Raw genomic sequence first — 16,014 nt, forward strand, 5'->3', positions numbered from 1 at the left:
AGAGGTGGGTTCCGGCTGGGCTGCCGGCGGAGAAGTTTCGGCTTCCGGCGTTGGACTTGGCAGGGCCGAGAGCTGGGCTACCGCCTCCTGAGCCGTCCGCTCTCCAAAAGCCGACAGGGCAATTGCCGCTTCCCCACGGCTGACCGGCTGGAAGGGGTTAAAGGTACGGATGGGGCCGAAGGTGCGCAACACGGTGGAGGCATTCTCCAGGCTGCGATCTGCCACCAGGGGAGCAACCGCCTCCTCAGGGATCTGCGCTGCATCGGTAAAGCCCCAACGCTCCTCCAGTTCTAATCGGGATCCCTTGATTTGCCCAGGCGGCAAATCCAATGGCACCTTCATGCGGATTAGCTCGGCTCGCGACAGCAGGCTGTTGGGACGAAACTCGCGGTTGGCGTCTCCGCTAACGATGCCGGCAGCTCCCAGGGCTTGGATGTAGCGAAAGTTGGGATCCTCCTCCGGCACATCCAAAAAGAGGGGGCGCTCGCTGGCGGGTCCCAGCCGGATTTGGCGGCTGGGCTCGTCGGCGTAAATGGCGTTGTTGGCCAGCACCAGCCAGCGGGCAAATTCGCCGCGGCGAACACTGCGCTGGGGCTGAAATTCCCTGCCGGGAATATCAGCAAAGACCCCCAGTTGATCCAGGTCATAGACCGAGCGGGCCACCAGGGATCCGGGCTCCAGATCCGCAAAGCGGCTGCTGAGCTGGCTGGGCAGAGGCGTGAAGGCAGCAGGGGGAGTTGCAGGCGCAGAGGGGAAGCGGGGTTCGATCCGAGGCGAAGGCGTCTCTGCTTGATTTACTTGATTTCGTTGTTGATATTGATCTGCTTGATCTGCAGAGGGAGAGGCAGACAGACCCACCGGTCGCACTGCTCGTTGCAGCCGCTCTCCCCACTCGGTTCCCTGACAGGCCGACACCAGCTCCAGCAGCAGGACAAAACCACTGGCCCTAAGCCAGGTGCTGAGGGGAGGCGGCAATCGCCTTAGGTGAAATGGTTTCTCCCCCTCTACTGAGCCCATTTGCGGCTGAACTCCTCCAGCACATCCAGCAGGTTGAGCAGGCTTTGCATGGGCAGCAGATCCGCCAGGGGCAGCTCTTTGCGCCCACCCCCCACTTTTACTGGGATCCCTTGCAGAACCTCGGTAACGGCATTCTCGTCCACCTTGCCTGCCATCACCTGGGGAGCCAGTCGCTCTGCCAAAACGGTATGCAGGTGGGCATCCCGCAGGTAAAGGTGCCACCGGGCCACATCGATGTAAACTTCCTCGCCAATGGCAGCGGCCAATTGCTCGATCTCTGGGTTGCTGGGCACTTGGGCCATTGCTCAGCTCCGTCAGTGGTTGCCCTCTGCCGATCATAACCTGCTCCCACCTCAGGGAGAGGTGGCGGCAGAACGACTCGGTAGAGGCAGGGCAAAGTTCTCCTGCAACTGCCGCAGCAGCAACAGGTGCTCCAGGGCCAAGCGATCCCGTTCGAGGCGCAACTGACTCAGTTGGGCCTGAACCTGGCGGATCTCCTCTTCGTCAGAGTCCCAGGTTTGCAAAAGGCGGTAGAGGCGATCTTGTTGGTTGGCAATCTGCCGGTTCAGTCGGGCCAAGCGACGGTTGAACTCCCTATCCATTGCCTCGGCTAGCTCAGGATCCGGCAGCAGGGCCAGGTGATCCCAATGGATGCCTAAGTCGGCCCAGGTTGGTGGGGGTGGACTCAACTCCTTGAGGAGGGGGAAGTTCGGAAAAGGCGATAGCTCTATCCCGGGAGAGGCCGCTTGATTTTGGGCGGGGGTGGGAGCGAGACGGGATCCCGGTGAGGACAGGTTGGTGGGCTCCAGGACACTGGGATAGGGGCGTGGCTCCTGCGGCGCTGCGGGATGGCTGCCGCTGGGATCAGCTTGGGCCGACAAGGATCCCAGACTGACTAGCCAAAGGCAAACTGCTAGCTCACAAGCCCGGCGAACTGCTTTTTCCACCCTCCACTCCTCAATCTTTCTCAAGCCTGCTCAGCATCATTCCCAGTCCCCCTCGGCTTCGAGGTTCGGCGTTGTCTCAAACAAAATCGAGTAGGCATCTTGTTTTTGCCCCGGCTCAAACAGGTAGCGCTGGGCAACCCGGGCAGAGGCCGGCACGATGGCCACCCGCACCGGCGGATTTTCTAGGGATACCAACGGCTGTGGCTGCAACCAGCGCCAGCCCGCCCAGCCGGCTCCCGCCAAGGCCACCACAGCCGCTGCCACCCGTCCCCAAGGGGTGCCCCTGCGCCGCCACCAACCCAGCTCGAGGGCCGGCCGTCGATCCAGCTCCTCGAAGACCCGGCTGATCAGCAGCTCCGTCTGGACGGGATCCAAAGTTGGGGCCTTGAGGTTGGCCAAGCCGGCCTGCAAGGCTGCCAGTTGGCTGTAGAGTTGCCGCGCTTGGGGATCCCTGGCCAGCCAGTCTTCCACCTGCCGCGCCTCTTGGGGCGACAATTCCCCATCCAGGTAGGCGCTCAACTGTTCAAAGCGCTCTTCCACCAGCGGCATCTCCTGCTGGGAATCCCTGGGATCGGGGTTGCGGTTGCGGCGAACCATGGTCACTCACCGTTGAGGTAGGGTTTTAGGGTGGATTGTAAGCGGGCACGGGCGCGGGCAATGCGAGACTTAACGGTGCCCAAAGATACCCCTGTGATCTCGGCAATTTCCTCGTAGGCCATCCCCTGAATTTCCCGCAGCAGGATTGTTTGGCGAAAAACCTGCGGTAGGTCGCGGACGGCTTGGTGCAATCGCTCGTAAAATTCGCAGGTGGTGAGGTGCTCATGGGGGCTGGGGCTCTCGCTGGGCAGTTCCCACTCCATCTCGCTATCCCGCGTCGAAATCGGGGCATCCAAAGAAAGAGGCTGCTGCTGCCGCTTGCGCTTGCGCAGCTCGTCATAGAACAAGTTGGTGGCGATTCTTCCCAGCCAACTGCGAAATTTCGCTGGCTCCTGCAGCCGCTTCAGGTGGCGGTAGGCCCGGATCCAAACTTCCTGGGCCAAGTCGTGTCGGTCGGGCCAGTCAGGGGCAAGGTGGTAGAGCACCCTGTCCACATAGGCCTGGTGACGGCGTATCAGCTCGGCAAAGGCTTCGCGGTGGGGTTGGGATCCCTGCTGGCAGAGCAGCACCAGATCCAGATCAGCGAGCTTTTCGGGCCGCACAGGCACGTCCTTCACCAAGACCGACCAGCGCTGGCCAGTGATGTCGCTGAGGGCAGCATCCATAGGCATCCATAGGTTATTGAACGACGGAGGGATCCCCTCCCGAGCAGAACCTCTGTTTTCTGACGCAACGGGGGAAGTTGGGTTCCCTCTCCCGATCTTGGCCCAAGGGGGCAGGGCGGTGCGAGAACCCTCTGCAGGATAGCCCTTGAGCCGACGGCTGGGCTACAGTGGGCTTGCGGTACGGTCAACCTCCCTCCGGCATGACTCCTGATGTCTCTGCTGCCCTCCTCTCCGAGCTCAAGGCGGTGCCGACGCTGGCGGAACTTTCGGCAGCGTCCTTGCAATGGCTGGGATCCCAGGTGAAGCTGCGGGATATTGCGGCAGGACAAGCGCTCTTGATGCAGGATGCCTGGGGCAGTGTGGTTTATCTAATCCTCTCTGGCTGGGCCAAGGTGCGGCGGTCTTTGCGGCTCGGCACAGCAGAAGGAATGCAAGACAGCGCCCAAACCTTGGCTTTGCTGGGACCGGGCGCTTGGGTGGGGGAAATGGCGGTACTGGACGAGGCCCCCCGCTCGCGGGATGTGCTGGCCCTGACCCCGGTGCGGGCGGCCGGGATCCCGGCGGCCACCTTCAAGGCGCTGATGCTGCAGGAGCCGCACCTGTGTTACCAGCTAGCCCGCAGCCTCTCCCGCCGCCTACGCCTGGCCAATTTGCAGGCCGATCTGGATCGACAAAGCCCCCCGCTGCGGGTGGTACATGCGCTGGTGCAACTGGCAGAGGCCTTTGGCGAGAAGACCGCCCAGGGAATGCGCATTGTTTACCCTCCCCTCCAGGATTTGGCCGATATCAGCCAGGTCAGCCGAGAGGCAGCGGCGGCGGTGCTGGGCCGTCTGCAGCAGCAGGGGGTGATTCAGGTGTTGCCGGAGCAACAGTCTCTGCTGCTGGTGCAGTACGCCAAACTGGTAGAGGCCAGCCGTCTGCTTTAGGTGCTGTCAGATCCTGCTTTGGAGACTGCCCATGCGCCCCCAGCCCATCCCGCCCCGGCCCGGACAAGAATCCGTCTGGGACTACCCGCGCCCGCCCCGCTTGGAACCTACTGCCGAGCGGGTGGAAGTGCTCTTCAACGGCGAGCTCATCGCCCAAAGCTACCGCTGCTACCGCGTCTTGGAAACCAGCCACCCGCCCACCTACTACATTCCCCCCAGCGACGTGCGGCTGGAGTATCTCCGCCCCAGCGCCCGCACCTCCTTCTGCGAGTTCAAAGGAACTGCCCGCTACTGGACGGTGCAAGTCGGCTCCCAAGTGGCCGTGGATGCCGCCTGGAGCTATCCGGATCCCAGCCCGGAGTTTTGGCCCATCCGCGACTACCTTGCTTTTTATGCGGGCCGCGTGCAGGAGTGCCGGGTGGATGGAGAGCGAGTTCGGCCCCAGCCGGGAGATTTCTACGGCGGCTGGATTACCTCCAAGGTCGTAGGCCCCTTCAAGGGGGAGCCGGGGAGCTGGGACTGGTAGGTTCTAAGCAAGAGGGGATCCCTTTTGCTGAGGAAAAGACTACAGTTAAGTCGAGGCGGGTTCAGGGATCCAACGCGATTAGGAGAGCCGACAACAGCCATGACGGTGCGAGTGCCCCTCGACTACTACCGAGTTTTGATGCTGTCGCCACGGGCGGACGAGCATCAGATCGAACAGGCTTACCGGGAGCGGCTCGATCCCAAACCGGGCGAGCGTTCTTGGCTGCTGGGGTTCTCGCCGCAGGCCGTGGCAGCACGCGCTCAGCTCATTCAAGAGGCGGCCTCGGTGTTGCTCAACCCTGAGGCGCGGCACAGCTACGACGAACATCTGACACCGGCGGATCCCACCTTGACGGTGGAAGAGACCCTCTTGCCAGGCGTGCTGTGTTTGTATTGCGAAGCCGGAGACTACCAAGCGGCTTTAGATTTGGCTCAACACATGTTGGAGCAGGGCCACCCTGCCCGTTCCGATGCCATTTTGGCGCGGGCCATCGCCCGTTTGGAGCTGGGCCGGGAAGCCTGGCAGCAGGGATCCTACGAAGAGGCGGCGCGTTCTCTGCAGGCGGGCCTGGCGGAGCTGGAGGAGTACCAGGCTTTTCCGCAGATGCAAGCAGAGTTCCGCCTTGATCTGGGCAAGCTGCGCCCCTACCGCATTTTGCAGCTCCTCAGCCTTGAGACTAACGCCCCTGCCCAAAGCGGCAAAGAGGCGCTTGCCGATCCTGCCCTGGCGCGGCAGCAAGGGCTTGCCCTCCTGAAAGCCATGCTGGACGAGCGGGGTGGCATTGAAGGAAGTGGGCAGGATGGCTCTGGCCTCAGCACAGAAGATTTCTTGCGCTTCATCCAGCGGGTGCGCCGCCACCTCACTCTCCAAGAACAGCAGGAGCTGTTTGAGCGAGAGGCCGAGCGTCCCTCCCTGGTGGCCACTTACTTGGCTGTGCAGGTGTTGCTGGCAGCGGGCTATCTGGAAAAACGTCCGGCCTTGGTGCGGCGCGCCCGCGGCTACTTGGCCCGCCTGGCCCAGCGGCAGGATGTCCATCTGGAGCAGGCCATCTGCAGCCTGTTGCTGGGGCAGACGGAGGAGGCACTTGACCATCTGCGCTCCAGCCAAGAAACAGAGGCCCTGCAGTTTATTGCAGAACACTCCGCCGGCTCCCCTGACCATCTGCCGGGTCTGTGCCGCTTCACGGAAAAGTGGTTTCAAGAGGAGGTGTTCCCGGAGTTTCGCGCCTTGGAAACCGCTCAGGCCAGCCTGAAGGCCTACTTCGACAACCCCCAGGTTCAGGCTTACTTGGACGAAATGCCCAGCCGCGAAAGCTCGCCGGCGGGGACGTTATCTCCCCAATCTTTTCACCCCGCACCCCATTTGCCTGCCATGGTGGGTGGCCCACACCTGCCTGAGCAAACACAAGAATGGCCTCGCCCACCCGCCCCATCTCCGCGGGGAGGGACAGCACCTCCTCCAGAGCCTCCGCGCATGTCCGATTTGCCCGCCTACCGGGGTGGCGAGGGGCCGGCCAAGCCCCCCTTCGAGGAAGGGATCCCACACGCCCACGAGTGGGGATCCCAGGAGGTGGAGCGTTACCGCCGCAGCCGTTTTGGGCCAAGACGCGGCCGGGGTGAGCGCCCTGCCATTCCCCTCGGCATCCGCTTGGCCGGAGTGGTCGGCGTGGGCATCCTCTCCCTGCTGGTGATCTGGCAGATGCTGAGGAGCCTGTTCACGCCGCCGGCGCCGCCGCTGGAGCAGCCCCAGGTGCAACTGGAGCAGCCGCCGGTTGCCATCGACAATCCAGGCCAGCCGGAACCCACGCCTGAGCCTGAATTGACCGGCCCTCTGGCCGAGTGGCGGGGTGTGCAACAGGTGCGGGTGATTGCCAATGAGGGCATTAACATTCGCCAGCAGCCTAGCCTGACCGGGGCTATCGTCGGGGCCGCTCCGCGCCAAGCTCTGCTGCGGGTGGTAGAGGTGCAGGCTGGCGAAGGACAGGTGCCTGTCTGGTTGCGCGTTGAGCGAGAGGGGGCCCCGGGGGGATGGGTCGCCGCCCAATCCGGCTCAACCCGTCTGGTGGAGCGACTCTAAGCCTTTTCTGCTGCCAACTTCCGTTCTTCTTTTGGGGGATAACCTGTCTCCCGTTTGCCTGTAGTGGATATTCTGCGCAACGCCCCGCTGGGGATCTACCTGGAAGAGCCGCGCACCTGGCTGCACCGCCTCGATCCGCGTGTGAAGCTGGCCTGGCTGCTCAGCTTTCTGCTCAGCCCAATTTTGGCTGGCAATGGCTGGCGCCTGGCCGTGGTGGCGGTTCTGTTGTTCTTGACGGTGGCGGCCCGCCTGCCGCGTCGGGTCTGGTCGGGCCAGCTCTCGCTGGTGTTGGCCCTCAGCCTGCTCACTTTTGGGATCACCTGCTTCGCTCCCGATGGGTTGGGGGTTTTCCCGCAGCCGCAGCGGCAGGACGTGCAGGTGGTGGGCTACGGGCTCATCCCCAGCTATGACTGGGGGGTGGAAGAGGGATCCCGCGCAGCGGCCAAGCGGGCCTGGCGGGAGCAAACCCGTGCCTGGCCAACCCCCTACCGCTACCGCTTGCTGCAAGTTTCCCTAGGGGAGCGAACCTTTCAGGTGTCCCGCCGTTCTCTGTCGGTGGCTTTGCGGCTGGGCACCCTCATCTTTACGCTGCTCTACGCCACCAATTTGTTTTTGCTGACCACAGCCCCAGAAGAGATCACAGAGGGGATCGGCCACCTGGTGCAGCCTCTAAAACGCTGGGGATGGCCGGTTGCGGAGGTAATCCTCACTCTCACCTTAGCGCTGCGCTTTCTGCCGCTGGTGATGGAGGAGGTGCAAAACCTGGTGCGGGCAGTGCGCACCCGCGACGTGCGCTGGGGATCCCTCAGCTTCCGGGGCGGGATCCAAACCCTGCTGGCCCTAGTGGAGCGCTTTTTTGAAAACCTGCTCCTGCGGGCGGAGCAGACAGCCATGGCCATGCAGGCGCGTGGGCTGACCGGCCCCGACCACCCCTTGCGCTGGCACCGCCTACACCTGCGGCGGCTAGATCGGGGGGTGCTGGCCCTGTTGCCCCTGTTTTGGCTGCTGAGGGCGTTGTCCCCCTGAGGCTACGGCGGGGGGGGGACGCAGTTCCTCGCTGGCCAGCGGTAGGAGCAGCCGGGCAACGGAGCGCCCATCCCCAGACGGATAGAAGGAGAGCTGCCCCCCCATCCGCTGCACCACCCGTTGGCACAGACCAAGTTCCAGGCCGGGGCTCACCAGCAGCGGCGATTGGAAGAGGGGATCGGCGTAGATGACCTGTTGCGGATCCCATTGCAAGGCCGTCAGCAGGTGGGGATCAAGGTGGCCCTGATCCACCACCAGCAGCTCTGCATAGCCCTCTGTGGCTTGGCCCCACAGATCCAGCCGGCCTCCTTCCGGGCTGCGCAAGGCAGCAGCCAGCAGCACCTCCCAGAGGACCATCTCCAATCGCCCGATATCGCCCTGGACGGCGAGACTGAGGTCGCCGTGGGCGCGTAGCCACAGCTTGCGTTTTTGGGTCAGGCCCTCCACCCGGCGCAAGCTTTTGCGCACCAAAGTAGCCAAAGACAGCGACTGGAACTGCGGCTGCACCTGCCAGGTTTCTGCCTGCAACAATGGATTGGTAGAGACGGCCAGCTCCTGCAGCCCCCTGCCGATTTCCACCACCTTTTGCCAGCGGGTGGCCTCATCTCCCGGGATGTCCGGCACCTGGCCAAGGCGGCGCAGGCTATCTAGAAGGGCATTTTGCATATCCAGCAGGCGGCGGTGCTTGTACCAGTTCAACTCGCTGAGCACCTCCTGCCGCTCCTGCAAAGTTTGCACCCAAAGCAGGCGCCGCAGCGTCCAGCCACAGGTTTGGGCAATTAACGTTACAGCCGCCTGCTCCTCCGCCTCCCAGACTCTGTCCGCTTCTGCTCCCAGGATCAAAACCCCCAGGGGCTCCGGCAGCGAGGGATCCGTCTCCCCCAAGGGCACCAGCAGCCAGGAGCCCAGGCCCGCGGAATTAAGCCAGGTGCGGCTGGCTGCCGGGATCTGTTCCTGGGCAAGCTGGAGGAGCCCTCTTGCCTGCAGCGCAGCAGCCAGCAAGGGATCCTGCCGGTTGATCTCCGTGGGGCCGCTGGGGCAGAACTCAGGGGCGGCGGCAAAGGGCGGCTGCAAGCAGGCCCGGCTCTCCCCCGGCTGCCAACTGACCACCAGCGCCAAAGGGATCCGGAGGAGCTGGGCTGCCTGTTGGGCGGTGGTGGCGTAGAGAGCAGCAGGGGTGGCCAGGTTTTGCAAAGTCAGGCAAGCGGTAATCAGGCCGCTGAGCAAGTGCTCTTGCCGTTCCTGCCGTTGTTGAGACCGAAGTTGCCGCAGGAGCAATCCCACTTGTTGGGCAGTCCCGCGCAGCAGTTGCCGTTCTTCTCGGCTCCAAGCCCTTGGCCGCGGGTGGAGCACTAGGATCAGCCCTTCGGGGGTGGCAGTGCCGCTGGCGCCGGTATGAGTCAGCAGGAGGGAGCGCACCCCCAAAGGGGCCAGGTCTTGCCGCCAGGAGAGGAGGCGCAGATCCTGGTCGTAGTTTTCCGCCGCCACCACCTCGCTGCGCAGCAGATCCTGCCAGTCTTGCTCGCTTAAAGAGCTGAACTGCGGCGGCAAAGCCTGCTTGCCCTCGCTGCGGTACTCGGAGAAGAGGCGGGGGCTTGGCCTATCGGGATCTACCGTCAGGAGGGCCACCGCACCGGCTTGCAGACGCTGACCCAGGCCAACCACCGCTTGCTGGAGAGCCTGCGGCAGCTCCGCCGGATTGTAAAGCGAACGGCCCACCTGGTGGACAAACTCCTGGTCGTCGGCCAACTGGCGAATGCGGCGATCCAGATTTTCCAGGGGGGCGGCTAAGGCCAGCCCATTGGCGGCGGCGGCCACCAACTGGCGCTCGGAGGCTTGCCAGGTGCGAGGCACCTCCGATTGCACCCAAATAAACCCCAGCAGATCTTTCTCCAGCAAGATGGGGGCGGCCAAGGCCGCCTGGGCCCGCAATTGCTGCATCAGCTTGAGGGGGATCTCGGAGCGGGTCGTCCCTGTGCCGCCCACCACCACCTGGCCATCGGCGAGGGTGTAGTACATATCCCCCAACTCCCGCAGTGAAAAGCCGCCATCTCCTGGCGGTGCTGCTCCCGCTTTGGCCTCTCTGGATATGGGGGCAGGAGTGGGTGGCTGGCTGGGCCTGGCGGCGCTTCCATGGGAAACAAACCGCCCCTGGCTGCGCTCGTGCCAGTACACCTGAATATGGACGGCGCCCAGGAACGTCTGCAGCTCCTGCCTCACCAGGCTGACCCGTTCCTGCAGGGCTCCCGCCTGGCACATCGCCGTTCCCAGCCTCAGGAGCGAATCCTCAAGGCGTTTTTCGGTCTGCTGCCTCCAGGCGTTTTCCAGCTCTTGCAAAGAGGCGGCCAACTGACCCAGCAAAATCCCCAGGAGCGCCTTTTCTTCCTCGCGGGTGGTGATGCCCCACACCTGGGATCCCAGCATCAGGATCCCTAGGCAGCGCCGCCGCCCTACTGCTGAAAAGGGGTAGATGAAGCAGCCTTGGATCCCGCCCAGGCGCTTGGCTTCCCGCTGCCAAAGGCCCATGCGCGGCTCCTGTGAGAGATCGGCCACGCTGATGGGCCGCTGCTCGATCACCACCTGCTCCAAGATCTCCCCCGGCTGCAGGGGATACAGAGCTCGCAAGAGCGCTTGATCGTCTTTACGCAGGGTCACCCCCCCTTGGCCCACCAACTGGTGATTGGCATGGTCATAGAGGGCCAGCCAGATCAGCGGCGCCCCAAACACCGCCCTGACATACTCCAGCGTGAGCTGAATCAGGGCATTGGCATCGCTCTGCTCCCGCATCCGCTGCAAGGTTACCTGCAGGGCAACTAGGGGAGAGATGGTCCCAGCTCCAGTTGAGGAGTAGGGGGAAGCAGGTTGAACCATGGCCCGACTTTGGTGATGCAGATTTTTGCCGCAGCTTCCTCTTGGCTCACCTTAGCCATGCCGTTGCTTGGGCGCCAACCCCTTTCCCCTGAAAGAGCAAAAGGGGGAGCTACTAAAACAGAGGCTGCTGGAGAGCCTAGCGCCTTTTTAGGAAAGGGGAGCTGGGATCCCGCGCAATTTGGACGTGTTGGTTACCATGCTCTGCACAAAGCGCTGCAAGCGCTGGCGTAGGTTTTCGTCTTTGAGGTTGCCCTGCTCATCGAAGGCGCTCCAAGCCCGACCAATGGCAATCTGCTCCGGGATCGCCCAGCCATGCACCCAACGCACGATTAAACGCATCTGGTTTAGGGTATTGCTGTTGCTCTCACCGCCCAAAACGCTGATCAGCCCGAAGACCTTGCCCTCCAGGTGCTCAAAGCGCAACAGATCCAGGGCATTTTTCAGACTGCCGCTGATGCCGCCGTGGTACTCCGGGCTGGCCAGGATGATCCCATCCGCCTGTTTCATTGTTGCCTGCAAGACTGCCACGTCGGGATAGTCTGGGTAGGATTCTGAGCCATCGGCAAAGGGCAGCTTCATCTGCCGCAGATCGAGGAGGTGCAGCGGGATCCCTAGCTTCTCGAACTCGCGCCGCACCACTTCCAGCGTCCGATAGGTCAGAGAATTGGGCCGTAGGCTGCCACCAATGGCCACAAAACAAGCTGCAGGGGCCTCGGTCAGAACGGTTTGAGAATCCCTGGGTAAGGCTTGCACAGTTGAGGAAGACATAGGCCATGCTCCTGGGCGGGCTTTAGTTACGTTGCAAACAATCTTAACTCATACTAACTCCGCCTGAGATCTCCGCCGAATTCGTGAGCCACCTCCTCCTGGGCCAAGAAGGGCCAGCGGATTGCCTGCAGCAGGTTGGAAAAATCATCTCGCCAGACCGCATCTCCGGTTGGGGGCAAAAGAGGCTGCCAGGGATCCCCGCCTTGCCAGCCGCTAGGGCTTTTGGCCATCAGTACCCAACGGGAGGGAGCCAGCCCTGCCCGGCGTTGGGCGGCGGTGAGCTCTTCATGGGCTTGATACCAGGCGGGAAGCCGCAATTCTCTTGCCAAGGCGGCCAACACTGGCGCCAAGTCCAGGTGGCGGTTGGTGATGTTAAAAAGCAGCCAGCCCTGGGGCTTGAGCTTGCTGAGGTAGAGGGTCAGGGCCTCCTGGGTGAGCAGATGCACCGGCACAGCGTCAGAGCTGAAGGCATCCATCACCAGCAGGTCGTAGCTGCCATTGGGGATCCCCTGCAGGCGGAGGCGGGCATCGCCCAAGATCACCCGCACCTGCGCCCGCCGCCTGGCCCCCTTGAGATAGGCAAAGTAGCGGCCCGCCCAGTCGGCCACGGTGGGATCCAGCTCAAAGAACGTCCACTCCTCTCCCGGCTCAGCATAGGCGGCCAAGGTGCCGATCCCCAGCCCCAACACCGCAACCTGGGCTGGAGAAGAGCGCGGCTGCGCCCGCCACTGCTGGAACACCTGACCCACCGGCCCCTCGCGGGAAAAATAGGTGAGCGGCTCCAGGGCTTTCTGGGGATCTAGGTTCTGGCTGCCGTGCAGGGTGGTGCCATGGAGCAGACTGCGGAAGGAGCCCGCCTCGGTGTGGTATTCCACAAGGCGGTGAAGGCCAAAGACACTGCGCTCGCTGGCTACCACCTGCAGCCCCGGCGGCAGCCAAGGCTGTCCCAGCAGCAAAACCAACCCCACCCCCGTCCCCAGCCGGCCAAGCCTGCTGCGCCAGCCGCGGTTCCCGTCTTCTCCCATCAGGGCCAGCACCGCTACCCCCACGGCCAAGCCCACTGCAGCTCCGAGGCGAAATAACGCCTGGGGGTGGAAGCGCAGCAGCAGCAGGGGCAAGAGCAGCCCCAGCCCCAGCCATAGCCCCAGCCGCCCTCCCCGTGCCGCCAACACCGCCAGCGACACCCCCAAGAGCAGGGGGTACTCCAGTAATGTCTCAAACACCTGCGGCGCCAGCAAAGCGGAGAACAGCCCTCCCAAGCTGCCTCCCACAGCCAGCCACAGGTAAAACTGCGTCAACTGCTGGGCCGGCGGACGAGATCTGGCCAACTGGCTGTGGCAGAACCAGCTCACCAGGCCAAAAGCCCCTAGATGCAGCAGCAACACCCAAAACCAAGGCCTCACCCAGCCCAGAACCTGGGCCCCCACTGCCCCACAGGCCAGGAGAGCTGTCGTACTCGAAACCAACTCATTGGGGTGGAGGCCGCCGAAGGCCAGCATGAAGGTCACCAGATAAATGCTCAGGGGGAGGGCCCACAGCAAGGGCACCGCCGCCACCTCGGTGGTCAAGAGGGTGGTGACTGACACCAACAGGGCTGCTGGCAAAAAGGCCCAGCCAGCCCAGCGGCAACCCTCCCGCCAGCAGGTGGGCCAGATCTCCGTCCTGCCGACGTCCCTGGGATCCCCCAGAGCAGGAGCGGTTCGTAGGAAAGCCACCCCCCGCCCTTGCAGCAGCAGCCCCACCCCACCCAGCAGCACCAGCGCTGCGACTAGGGCGTAGGATCCCGTCCACAGGTGGGTTTGCCCCGACAAAGACAACCGCGGCTCCAAGAGCAGCGGATAACCCAGAAGCCCCGCTAGGCTGCCGGCATTGCTGGCCACGTAGAGCCCGTAGGGATCCCTTTTCACCCCTCCCAGCGCCCGCTGCAGCAACGGCGTCGTCCCCGACAGAAGAACCAGGGGTACTCCCGCCCTCGCCGTCAAGTCAGCCAACAGAGCTAGGGAAGGAAAGACCTCTTCCCGTTGGCCAGGGATCCCGAACTCAAAGGACAAAAACTTCAGCCCCACCAGCAAGAGGCCCCCGTGCAGCAGCACGCCCAGGCCGGGATCGAGCCCTCGCCCCAGCCGGTCTGCCCACAGGTAGCCCAGCAGCAAAGCAAGCTGGAAAAAGACCAGGCAGGTATTCCACACCAGGGGGGATCCCCCCCACAGCGGCAGCAGCAATTTGCCCAGCAACAACTGCCCCCAAAAAAGGCAAAAAGCGCTGCCGAACAACGTGAGGCCAACCAGCAAAACCACAGCCGTGCCCCCCTACCCCCTGGCTGTCAGTATGGCCTAGCCCTCCTAGGCAACGTGGCTGCTGCTGAATTCAGAGGCGGATCCTAGCAGCCGCAAACCTCCGTCTGCCTGAGGGCCAGCTCAGCGGCTCCTCACCTGTAGGGGAAAGCGCTCGGCCAACTCCCCTTCCACCTTAGGAAGCCATTCTTCTTGGAACACCCACACCTGCCCTTGCTGCACGCGGCCATCGGGGTTTTGCGTCAGCTCCAGCCAATAGACGAATTGCTTTCCCCGCAGCACCACACCTTGGGTGGCCAAGGCCAGGGTATAGCCGGGAGTATTCGCCAAGGCCTCTGGGGACGGGTAGCGGATCACCTCCACCGCCCGATCCAAATCGGCGGCAATCTCCGACCCATAGACCTCGCGAATCGCCTGAAAGAGATCTTCCGCCGTCAGCCCTTGTGGGCGAAAGAAGGTCATGCGCTCCGAGCGAATCGTCTCCCGATCCAGCGGGTTGATGATCCGTCCTGGCGGAGCCACCGAGGCCAAAAAGGTAAACCGGGATCCATCTGGCTCCACCCGCTGGATGTTTAGCGTCTCGCCCGGACGGGGCCGCAGTACCGGGTTGTCTCTTACCCAGGCAGCCACCTGATTTGGCGATTGTCCAGGGATCCCCCATGCCGCCGATTGAAGGCCCGCCACTGCCCAGCAGGCTATGGCCAAACCCATCCGGCGGGACAAAGTCTCTCCCCAGCTCGCGCCCAGGATCGGCCACGGATTGCAATGCACCTTCTCAATCCTCCGGACAAACAACACAAAATGCAAAACAAAAGGCAAAAATAACGTCCACAAAAAGCTAAAAGTAAACAGGCGAGTGTAGACAAGGCGACCTTTGCCTCGGAGCGCACCGCGCTCTACCCACGTCTAGTGTATCTGGAGGGCACCACAGAACCGTTGCGCCTGAGCGCGAGCATGGCGGCCAATAGTAGCAAGGATGCTTTGGCGAGATCCCCAAATCTCCAGGGTTACATCCCGCAAAACGTGAAAGATACCTTAAGATTAACGGTAAGCAAATCTCACACGCATTAGGTCAGCACCTCAGGAGGTAAGCGATGGCTCTTGTTCCCATGCGCATCTTGCTGGATCATGCCGCCGAACACGGCTACGGCATTCCGGCTTTCAACGTCAACAACATGGAGCAGATCCAAGCAATCATGCAAGCTGCCCATGAAACCAACAGTCCGGTCATCCTGCAAGCCTCTCGAGGGGCGCGCAAGTATGCGGGCGAGCACTTTTTGCGCCACCTGATCCTGGCGGCGGTGGAGACCTACCCCCACATTCCCGTCGCCATGCACCAAGACCACGGCAACAGCCCCGCCACCTGCTACTCTGCCATCCGCAACGGCTTCACCAGCGTCATGATGGATGGCTCCCTCAAAGAAGATGCCAAAACGCCGGCCAGCTACGAGTACAACGTGGCCGTTACTGCCGAGGTAGTCAAGGTGGCCCACGCGGTCGGCGTGAGCGTGGAAGGGGAACTGGGCTGCCTGGGATCCCTGGAGACAGGCCGCGGCGAGGCAGAAGATGGTCACGGTGCTGAAGGGGCCCTCAGCCACGACCAACTGCTCACCGACCCCGACCAAGCAGTGGACTTTGTGGAGCGAACCCAAGTGGATGCGCTGGCTGTAGCCATTGGCACCAGCCACGGCGCCTATAAGTTCTCCCGCAAGCCCACCGGCGACATTCTCGACATGGAGCGCATCGCCGAGATCCACCGCCGCCTGCCCAACACCCACCTGGTGATGCACGGTTCCTCCTCGGTGCCTAAGGAGTTGATCGACATCATCAACCAGTACGGCGGCTCCATCCCCGAGACCTACGGCGTGCCGCTGGAAGAAATTCAGCGGGGCATCCAAAACGGGGTGCGCAAAGTCAACATCGACACCGACAACCGCTTGGCCATCACGGCTGCCGTGCGCCGCGCCCTGGCCGAAAATCCGAAAGACTTTGATCCCCGCTCTTTCCTCAAGCCTTCTATTAAGGAAATGCAAAAAGTGTGCGCTGAGCGCTACATCGCCTTTGGCTGTGCCGGCCATGGCACCAAGGTTCCGGTGGTTACCTTGGATGAGATGGCAGCCAAGTATGCTTCTGGCGCTTTGGCAGCTCAGGTGAAGAAGACCGTCGCGGTCTAGCCCTCACACCCGGCCGCTGCAGCCCAGAACTCCTCGGCGTTTGCTGAGGAGACTCTAGCTCAATCGACAGGTAAGGGGATCCGCAGAGGATCCCCTGTTGCTTTGGAGGAACTTGATGCGTTTTGGC

14 protein-coding genes are annotated in these 16,014 nt (G+C 62.9%); 5 read left to right on the forward strand and 9 right to left on the reverse strand.

Annotated elements, in window-relative coordinates:
* From NW852_RS08370 to NW852_RS08390, 5 genes are all read right to left on the reverse strand, one after another.
* On the reverse strand, positions 1–1,017 hold a 1,017-nt coding region (locus tag NW852_RS08370), incomplete at its 3' end, for an S-layer homology domain-containing protein (protein ID WP_414426638.1).
* Complete coding sequence (locus NW852_RS08375; protein WP_414365391.1) at positions 1,005–1,319, reverse strand: DUF3181 family protein; 315 nt, start codon at positions 1,317–1,319, stop codon at positions 1,005–1,007. The genes NW852_RS08370 and NW852_RS08375, both read right to left, overlap by 13 nt.
* Positions 1,320–1,370: 51 nt before the next feature.
* A complete protein-coding gene (locus tag NW852_RS08380; RefSeq protein WP_414365393.1) occupies positions 1,371–1,898 on the reverse strand; it encodes a hypothetical protein in 528 nt (175 codons plus the stop codon).
* A gap of 102 nt (positions 1,899–2,000) precedes the next feature.
* Positions 2,001–2,561 (reverse strand): anti-sigma factor family protein, encoded by a 561-nt coding sequence (locus NW852_RS08385; protein WP_414365395.1) that lies wholly within the window; start codon positions 2,559–2,561, stop codon positions 2,001–2,003.
* 2 nt (positions 2,562–2,563) lie between these two features.
* The gene (locus NW852_RS08390) at positions 2,564–3,226 is read right to left on the reverse strand and encodes a sigma-70 family RNA polymerase sigma factor (RefSeq protein WP_414365396.1); all 663 of its coding nucleotides are present in this window, start codon (positions 3,224–3,226) and stop codon (positions 2,564–2,566) included.
* Positions 3,227–3,426: 200 nt separating this feature from the next.
* On the opposite strand from NW852_RS08390, the gene NW852_RS08395 reads away from it, so the two are divergent.
* The 4 genes from NW852_RS08395 (at position 3,427) to NW852_RS08410 (ending at position 7,780) form a co-directional block, all read left to right on the forward strand.
* Entirely contained in the window at positions 3,427–4,152 is a 726-nt protein-coding gene (locus NW852_RS08395) for a Crp/Fnr family transcriptional regulator (RefSeq protein WP_414365398.1), read from the forward strand.
* Positions 4,153–4,183: 31 nt separating this feature from the next.
* A complete protein-coding gene (locus tag NW852_RS08400) occupies positions 4,184–4,678 on the forward strand; it encodes a DUF427 domain-containing protein (RefSeq protein WP_414399030.1) in 495 nt (164 codons plus the stop codon).
* Between the two features lie 99 nt (positions 4,679–4,777).
* On the forward strand, positions 4,778–6,754 hold the full coding sequence (locus tag NW852_RS08405; RefSeq protein ID WP_414372017.1) for an SH3 domain-containing protein: 1,977 nt from the start codon (positions 4,778–4,780) through the stop codon (positions 6,752–6,754).
* Positions 6,755–6,817: 63 nt separating this feature from the next.
* A complete protein-coding gene (locus tag NW852_RS08410; RefSeq protein WP_414365416.1) occupies positions 6,818–7,780 on the forward strand; it encodes an energy-coupling factor transporter transmembrane component T family protein in 963 nt (320 codons plus the stop codon).
* On the opposite strand, the gene NW852_RS08415 is transcribed toward NW852_RS08410, so the two are convergent.
* From NW852_RS08415 to NW852_RS08430, 4 genes are all read right to left on the reverse strand, one after another.
* A complete protein-coding gene (locus tag NW852_RS08415; RefSeq protein WP_414372019.1) occupies positions 7,718–10,651 on the reverse strand; it encodes a GAF domain-containing protein in 2,934 nt (977 codons plus the stop codon). The genes NW852_RS08410 and NW852_RS08415 overlap by 63 nt on opposite strands.
* Before the next feature lie 147 nt (positions 10,652–10,798).
* Positions 10,799–11,419, reverse strand: a complete 621-nt coding sequence (locus tag NW852_RS08420) for an NADPH-dependent FMN reductase (RefSeq protein WP_414365404.1) — start codon at positions 11,417–11,419, stop codon at positions 10,799–10,801.
* A 53-nt stretch (positions 11,420–11,472) separates the two neighbouring features.
* A complete protein-coding gene (locus NW852_RS08425; protein ID WP_414426639.1) occupies positions 11,473–13,716 on the reverse strand; it encodes a spermidine synthase in 2,244 nt (747 codons plus the stop codon).
* A 120-nt stretch (positions 13,717–13,836) separates the two neighbouring features.
* Positions 13,837–14,436, reverse strand: coding sequence for a hypothetical protein (locus tag NW852_RS08430; protein WP_414365407.1), 600 nt, complete (start codon positions 14,434–14,436; stop codon positions 13,837–13,839).
* Positions 14,437–14,807: 371 nt separating this feature from the next.
* On the opposite strand from NW852_RS08430, the gene fba reads away from it, so the two are divergent.
* On the forward strand, positions 14,808–15,887 hold the full coding sequence (gene fba / locus NW852_RS08435) for a class II fructose-bisphosphate aldolase (RefSeq protein WP_414365408.1): 1,080 nt from the start codon (positions 14,808–14,810) through the stop codon (positions 15,885–15,887).
* Positions 15,888–16,014: the final 127 nt, after the last annotated feature.

It is taken from the genome of Synechococcus sp. H60.1 (genome assembly GCF_047462335.1).
GTDB lineage: Bacteria > Cyanobacteriota > Cyanobacteriia > Thermostichales > Thermostichaceae > Thermostichus.